We start from the raw sequence: 7,893 nt of genomic DNA, 5'->3' as shown, positions 1-7,893 counted from the left end.
AGTCGACGTCTTGAGTTCCCATACTCATACCGCCTTTTTATTAGCACCTCTTTTCTCTTATGTAAAAAAGTGTTTTGACAATTATTTCTATTTTTGTGTATACTTATAATAAAAAATAAAGGAGAAAAAATATGTTAACAGAAAGACCTACTCGTTGTATCCCCATGAAAATCATTTGGATAACCTTAGGTTGCCTTTGCCTTATTTTGGGCACAATCGGAATTGTATTGCCCGTCTTACCCACAGTTCCATTTTATATGTTGACCGGATTCTGCTTTGCTCGTAGTTCGCCCAAACTACTAAACTGGTTTTATCAAACCAAGCTATATCACAATTATTTGGAAACATTTATCCAAAAACGAACGAGCACATGGAAAACAAAATGCACAATTGTAGGTAGCGTTACCATACTCATGTGTATAGGTGCATTTTTTATGCGAAATATGATATTGGCAATGATTTTATTAGGCCTTGTCTGGATTGCCCATGTTGTTTATTTTTTCTTTATATTAAAAACAGAACCAACGAACCATACATTATAAAAAGCTCTAAAGATCCTCTCTTTAGAGCTTTTTTCTTTTCTATTACGCTTTTAATTTTTCCAATGTATTCATCAAAATCCGTGTCAACGAAGCAATCGAATCTAATTCCACCCATTCATTCGGACTATGAATATCATGTGTAGCTGGTCCAATAGACACAATATCCAACTTATCATTCATCGCGTAAAAATATCCCGTTTCTAAGCCTCCATGAATCGCTTCAATTTGCGGTTCTTTTTTATTTTCATTCCGATACTCTTCCGCAATTAATGGCAATAACGTACTGCCTTCTTTTCGGGTCCACGCAGGAGCGGGTGTTGCAATATCTACGTCAAATCCTGTTAATTCTGCAAATACCGGTAAAGTCATCGTTAAATCACGCACCCTAGCATCTGCTGAGCCTCTTGCAAAATAATGAATACCCAACACATTTTCCTTTACATGTATCGTCCCTATATTCGCGGATAAATCTGGTAATTTCGGCAAGATTTGATTCATCGCAAAGACGCCAAAATGCAATATATTCAACAATTGAACAACCGCTTTCGCATCGTTATCAGAAAAAACGCGAGATGGCACAGGCACTTCCGATACCACAAATGCAGCCCCCCGTTCTACGTCACCATAAATCAAGTCAAATTCAGACTTTGCTCGCATTACCACATCCTGTACGCGTGCTACATCAGCGGTCATAATGTTAATAACCGCACTAGCATCTGCGGGAATAGCATTAGCAGCTACACCACCTTCAATACTTGCCAAGCCATACCCAATCCCAGCCTGTTGCAAGTGCAATAATATACGAGCTAAGGCACTAATCGCATTTGCCTTGCCTTCGTTAATCGTTTCTCCTGAATGACCGCCTCTTAGTCCTTTAACCGTAATTTCTACCGCTTTGCTACTATGCGGTGCTTGCCACTGGAGGGTACGACGAAAATCAGTGTGCACACTCCCAGCGGAGCTAACGCAAATAATATTAATGTCTTCAGAATCACAATTGATGACATATTTGACATCCGCTACATACTTAGGATCCAAATGCGTAGCACCAGTCATTCCCACTTCTTCATCCACCGTAAAAATTAACCGCAAAGGCCCATGCGAAATATCTTGCTGTAATACATAAAAAATCATCGCTTCAGCCACGCCATCGTCTGCACCTAAACTCGTGCCATCTGCCCGTAATACATTTCCTTCTACAATTAATTTAATTTCACTTGTCTTCGGATTATAATCAACACCTGGCTTAGCCACACAAACCATATCCATATGCCCTTGCAATAATGTCAACGGCCAATTTTCACAACCTACCGTGGCTGGAACATTAGCGATGACATTATACACTTCATCTTGAACAACATCCTGAACCCCTAATTCATGTAATCTACTAACAATATAATCACTAATTTCCTTTTCATGATGAGATGGGCGCGGATGTTTAGCTAACCCTGCAAACTCTTTTAAAAAACCCGTAATAATTTCATCATTTTTTAACATCTATCTTTCCTCCTTACATCTAACATGAAATAAACATCAACGGTTTATTTTAATACCATTTTGATATACTATTATATTAGTATACCATAAAGTAGGATATATATGTATGTTAAAAATCACAAAAGATAACATTATTTTTTATAAATTCACTTTTCCTCATCCCTAATTACTAAATCACCGACAAACACTCTTCTAAAACGGAATATCTTCCTGCATTTTACGCATTAAAAATATTTTATCTCTCCTAAACGCCATAGTATACGCTAACTTTCTTTTTTCTCACACACAAGTATACGATATTTCTACATTACTTTTTTAAATACATCCCCTCTTTTTTTTGCAACCAAGATTTTCTATTTTTTTCTATTTAATAATTTATAATAATTTATAAAATTTTTACATGACTTTATTATTAAAGTGGTGTATACTAAGTGTGTGCAAATGTATTTTATGGTGAGATGCATAAAATTAAAAATGCATAATTTTACTATTATTAAGGAGGTTTTACTGTATGGCATCACCCGGAAAAGTGACTGTCAATTATCCGTCTTTGCCGGAATTAACAGTCCGTGGTATGCTGTTAGGTGTTTTAATTACAATCATCTTTACAGCATCAAATGTATACCTAGGTTTAAAAGTAGGTCTAACCTTTTCATCCTCTATACCTGCCGCTGTTATTTCAATGGCAATTTTGAGAATGTTCAAAAACTCAAATGTACTTGAAAATAACATGGTTCAAACCCAAGCATCCGCTGCAGGTACATTATCAGCTATTATTTTTATTCTTCCTGGTTTATTAATGATTGGATATTGGCAAGGGTTCCCATTCTGGGAAACATTATTACTCTGTGCTTGTGGTGGATCCTTAGGCGTACTCTTCACCATTCCGCTGCGTCGTGCAATGGTAGTAAATAGTGATTTACCTTATCCTGAAGGTTTAGCCGCTGCAGAAATTTTAAAAGTTGGCAGTGAAAAACATGACGATGAACCCGCAAACACAAAAAATAAATCTACTGGGATGAAAGATATCGTAGGCGGTGCCGCCTTATCTGGTCTGTTTAGCCTATGTTCCAATGGTTTTCATGTGCTTTCTTCCGAATTCAGTTATTGGATTTCTTTAGGAAAAACAGCCACAACGCAATTACCTTTAGGTTTCTCCATGGCCTTACTCGGTGCTGGATATTTAATAGGAATTGCTAGTGGGGCAGCTATTTTAGTCGGTATGATTTTAGCTTGGGCAATTTTTGTTCCTTATTTAACAAGTATTTTCACGCCCGATCAAGGTATGGCAGCCGCTGAATTTGCTAGCACTATTTGGGCCCATAAAGTCCGCTTTATCGGGGCTGGATGTATTGGTATCGCTGCCATTTGGACACTAATTTGCCTCGCTAAACCAGTTGTCGAAGGCGTGCGTGCATCATTACAAGCATTACGTACCAATGATACCGATGAAAAGAAAGCCTTACATCATACTGATTTAGATATGTCTCCTAAATCCATTGGTCTCGTTTTCTTAGCAATTATTATTGGACTCGCCATTGCATTTTTCTCTTTTGTAAATGCATTCCAATTACCTCCAAGCGTAACATTTATCTATATTGTAGTTGGCATCTTAGTTGCTGTATTGATGGGCTTTTTCGTTGCGGCAGCATGTGGTTACATGGCAGGATTAATTGGTACTTCCGCAAGTCCTATTTCAGGTATCGGTATTTTAGGAATTATCGTATCTTCGCTCGTTGTATTCGGTTTAAGTACATCTTTTCATGTATTTGATCTGCCTGGCGGATCGCAATTTGCAACGGCATTAGCTATTTTTATTACAAGTGTCATTGTAAGTATTGCTGCTATTTCAAACGATAATTTACAAGACTTAAAGACAGGCTACGTCGTAGGTGCAACCCCCTGGAAACAACAGGTTGCCTTAATTTTAGGCTCTATTGTTGGTGCTTTTGCCATCGCACCTGTATTAAACCTCTTATACCAAGCCTATGGCTTTACGGGTGCATTACCTCGTGCCAGTATGGATCCGTCACAAGCATTAGCTGCTCCTCAAGCAACATTAATGACTACAATTGCCCAAGGTATATTTAGTTCAACCTTGGAATGGAACTATATCATCTTTGGTATTATTGTAGGTATCATCGCAATTATTGTCGATCAATTATTAAAACACAATACAAAATCACTAATGTTACCACCACTAGCCGTAGGTATGGGAATTTACTTGCCTCCCACCTTAGAAATTCCGCTAGTAATCGGTTCTATCATTGGTTATGTCGTACATCGTTCCTTAAAGGCAAGAGCTGCAAAACGTAGTCCTGGGCACGAAGAAGAAGATGTAGAAGCATGCACCCATCGTGGCGTATTATTTGCTTCCGGTCTAATTGTAGGTGAAAGTATTATTGGCGTTATTATCGCTTTCATCATCGTTATTTCTGTATCATCTGGTGGTAGTGAAAACCCCTTAGCATTAGTGGGAAAAGGATTTGGAAATACAGCTGAAATATTAGGGCTTATTGCCTTTATTATTTCAATTATTATCTTTGTTCGCCATATCTTCTCAACCCCTTTTACACCAAATGATAAATAAAACAAGAAACACAAAAAGCCAAGAGGAATTTATAATCCTCTTGGCTTTTTAATTATATAAAACTACCCCATTATATATTATCAAAATCAGTAATTATCCTTATCTTCTATATTCTAATCTTGACAACAATTATATGACTGATATAATAAAAATATACAAAGAACGTGAAGCCGTACGAAGGGGTACACCACCTTGGGTGTAATAACTTTCGTGCGGTCTATTTTATATAAAGGAGGTTTTATATGATTACAATAAATGGAACAACAATCCCTGAAAAAGAAATTTCTTTACTAACCTATTTAAAAGAACACAACTTACGTCCAGAACGTATCGCCATTGAACGCAACGGATTCATTGTTCCACGTAAAACGTATGAAAATGTAACATTCGTCGATGGTGATTCCATTGAAATCGTCCATTTTGTCGGAGGTGGCTGATCCTCCTAATCATTTATTTATTTTATAAAAAAGGAGCCGTATCATGAATACAAACGATACTTTATCATTAGGTGGGCATGAATTTACCTCTCGCTTCATTTTAGGTTCAGGAAAATATTCTGTGAATTTAATTGAAGCAGCAGTCCAAGAAGCAGGTGCCCAAATTGTAACCATGGCATTACGTCGAGCTGAAGCAGGAGCAAAAGATAACATTCTCGATTTTATTCCCAAAGAAACCACCCTTTTACCCAATACCTCTGGTGCAAGAAATGCCGAAGAAGCCATTAGAATTGCTCATCTTTCCCGCGAACTTGGCTGTGGTGATTTTATTAAAATTGAAATTATGAAAGATTCCAAATACCTTTTACCGGACAATGTAGAAACCGTAAAAGCAACAGAACAACTAGCTAAAGAAAATTTTGTGGTATTACCTTATGTAACCCCTGATTTATATATTGCCCGTGATTTAGTAAATGCAGGTGCTGCTGCAGTTATGCCTTTAGCTGCTCCTATCGGTACAAATAAAGGCTTATGCAGCAAAGATTTTATACAAATTCTTATTGATGAGATCGATCTTCCCATCATTGTCGATGCCGGAATTGGGCGTCCATCCCAAGCATGTGAAGCAATGGAAATGGGGGCTGCTGCAGTTATGGCAAATACCGCACTAGCTACAGCTGGAAATTTAAACCAAATGGCACGAGCATTTAAACTTGCTATTCAAGCTGGTAGAAATGCCTATCTATCTGGCTTAGGACAAGTCCGTGAAACGGCTTCTGCATCCGATCCGTTGACAGGCTTTTTAGGCGACTAAGGAGGTCATAGTCATGCCAATCAAACGAACTGATCATATGAAATATTTACCCCAAATGGAAGTTTTAGAATCTACTATGTTGGATGATGTATTATCCTATCATTCTGCGTTTAATGATGCCGACTTTACCGAAAAAGATGTCCGAGCGGCACTACAAAAAACACATTTACAACCAAGAGACTTTATGGCACTGCTTTCCACGGCGGCTCTCCCCTTTTTAGAAGAAATGGCTCAAAAAGCACATACTGTAACCCGTCGTCATTTTGGCAATAGCATTTCTATCTTTACCCCTATTTATTTTGCCAATTATTGTGAAAATCTTTGTATCTATTGCGGATTCAACTCCCATAATAAAATTAAACGGGCCCGCTTAAGCGATGAAGAATTACATAGAGAATGCCAAAACATTGCCAACGAAGGCTTTGAAGAAGTACTAATGCTAACTGGAGAAAGTCCCCATCTGTCCGATGTAAAATATATCGGTAATGCCGTAAAAATTGCACGCCAATACTTTCGCCAAGTAGGATTAGAAATCTATCCAGTAAACACAAATGACTATAAGTATTTGCACGAATGTGGCGTTGACTATGTAACCGTCTTTCAAGAAACATATAATTCTGATAAATATGAAACATTGCACTTAGCTGGCAATAAACGTATTTTTCCTTATCGCTTCTACGCTCAAGAACGAGCTATATTAGGTGGTATGCGTGGTGTTGGCTTTGCCGCTCTATTAGGATTAGATGACTACCAAAAAGACGCATTAGCCACAGGCATACATGCTTGGCTAATGCAAAAAAAATATCCTTATGCAGAAATTTCTTTATCCTGTCCTCGTCTCCGTCCTATTATTAACAATGACAAAATAAACCCCAAGGACGTAGATGAACGAAAATTAACACAAATATTGTGTGCATATCGATTGTTTCTCCCCTTTGCCTCCATCGTAGTATCAAGTCGTGAAAATGCACATTATCGCAATAATATCGTCAAAATAATGGCAACGAAACTATCTGCTGGTGTTTGTGTCGGTATTGGTGGACACTTAGAAAAAAACCATAAAGAAGTAGGCGATGAACAGTTTGAAATTTCAGACAATCGTTCTTTTGAAGAAATATATACGACCATAAAAAAATTAGGTCTACAACCGGTAACTAGTGAATACATTTATGTATAATTCCATAAGTATACCAAAACCCCCATCATAGCCATTCATTATGATAGGGGTTTCTTTATCATCTCCACTGCTCGCTATATTCTTGTACGAAAATGTAATAAATGAATTTTTTTTATTACATTTCATAAATTTATTTTACGCATAATTATTGACGTATATATGTTAATAATGTATAGTAATAACTAGAACATTTATACTTTTATGATTCAAGGTGATATATTGTGTTAAAAATACTAGCAATAACCAATCATGCCCTAGTTTCTACTAATTATTGGGATCGACTGGAAAAGATTGTTGCTTCTCCAATTGACTCTATAATTTTGCGTGAAAAGACCTTGTCAGAAGATGACTATGCCGAATATGCTCAACGACTGTTGAAAATTTGTAATATTCATGATAAAACATGTATTTTACATAACTTTGGCAAAGTAGCCGTTCGCTTGCATATTCCTCGTTTTCAATGTTCCCTCTCTTATTTAGAGAGTCATTCATCATTATTATATTACATGACTAACTTAGGTGTTTCTGTTCATACAGTTGCAGAAGCTAAGCGTGCTGAAGAATTAGGAGCAACATATATTATGGCTAGTCATGTTTTTCCTACCAGTTGTAAAAAAGATATGCCACCTATTGGCGTTGATACGGTGCGAGAAATCTGTCAAGCCGTGTCTATTCCAGTATATGCCTTAGGAGGTATTAATTTAGAAACAATCACGCAATTACGTGATGTTCCCATTACTGGTGTGGCTCTCATGTCTAGTCTACTGACATGTAAAAATCCATCTACGTATGTAGAAGCTTTAAAATCAAACCTATAAAAAATACCAGGTACATAT

Annotated in this window: 7 protein-coding genes; 6 read left to right on the top strand and 1 reads right to left on the bottom strand. The window is 37.1% G+C overall.

All coding sequences use genetic code 11. The features are described 5' to 3' along the window. Positions 1 to 131: 131 nt before the first annotated feature. Positions 132 to 542: a YbaN family protein gene (locus tag HMPREF1040_RS07055; protein WP_007393249.1), complete on the top strand. Its 411-nt coding sequence runs from the start codon at positions 132 to 134 to the stop codon at positions 540 to 542. 42 nt (positions 543 to 584) lie between these two features. Here the strand turns inward: HMPREF1040_RS07055 and pepD are convergent, their stop codons facing one another. Next, positions 585 to 2,039 (bottom strand): beta-Ala-His dipeptidase, encoded by a 1,455-nt coding sequence (gene pepD, locus HMPREF1040_RS07050; RefSeq protein WP_007393254.1) that lies wholly within the window; start codon positions 2,037 to 2,039, stop codon positions 585 to 587. Between the two features lie 511 nt (positions 2,040 to 2,550). On the opposite strand from pepD, the gene HMPREF1040_RS07045 reads away from it, so the two are divergent. From HMPREF1040_RS07045 to HMPREF1040_RS07025, 5 genes are all read left to right on the top strand, one after another. Next, complete coding sequence (locus HMPREF1040_RS07045) at positions 2,551 to 4,629, top strand: OPT family oligopeptide transporter (protein ID WP_007393255.1); 2,079 nt, start codon at positions 2,551 to 2,553, stop codon at positions 4,627 to 4,629. A 242-nt stretch (positions 4,630 to 4,871) separates the two neighbouring features. Next, entirely contained in the window at positions 4,872 to 5,066 is a 195-nt protein-coding gene (thiS, locus tag HMPREF1040_RS07040) for a sulfur carrier protein ThiS (RefSeq protein WP_007393252.1), read from the top strand. 43 nt (positions 5,067 to 5,109) lie between these two features. Beyond that, entirely contained in the window at positions 5,110 to 5,880 is a 771-nt protein-coding gene (locus tag HMPREF1040_RS07035; RefSeq protein WP_007393250.1) for a thiazole synthase, read from the top strand. Between the two features lie 13 nt (positions 5,881 to 5,893). Continuing rightward, positions 5,894 to 7,057: a 2-iminoacetate synthase ThiH gene (gene thiH, locus HMPREF1040_RS07030; RefSeq protein ID WP_007393253.1), complete on the top strand. Its 1,164-nt coding sequence runs from the start codon at positions 5,894 to 5,896 to the stop codon at positions 7,055 to 7,057. Between the two features lie 221 nt (positions 7,058 to 7,278). Further along, entirely contained in the window at positions 7,279 to 7,875 is a 597-nt protein-coding gene (locus HMPREF1040_RS07025) for a thiamine phosphate synthase (protein WP_007393251.1), read from the top strand. The last annotated feature ends 18 nt before the right edge of the window (positions 7,876 to 7,893 follow it).

This window comes from Megasphaera sp. UPII 135-E, from assembly GCF_000221545.1.
GTDB classification, from domain to species: domain Bacteria; phylum Bacillota; class Negativicutes; order Veillonellales; family Megasphaeraceae; genus Megasphaera; species Megasphaera hutchinsoni.
The sequence above is the reverse complement of the archived record's forward strand: the minus strand, read 5'-3'. Positions and strand labels throughout refer to the sequence as shown.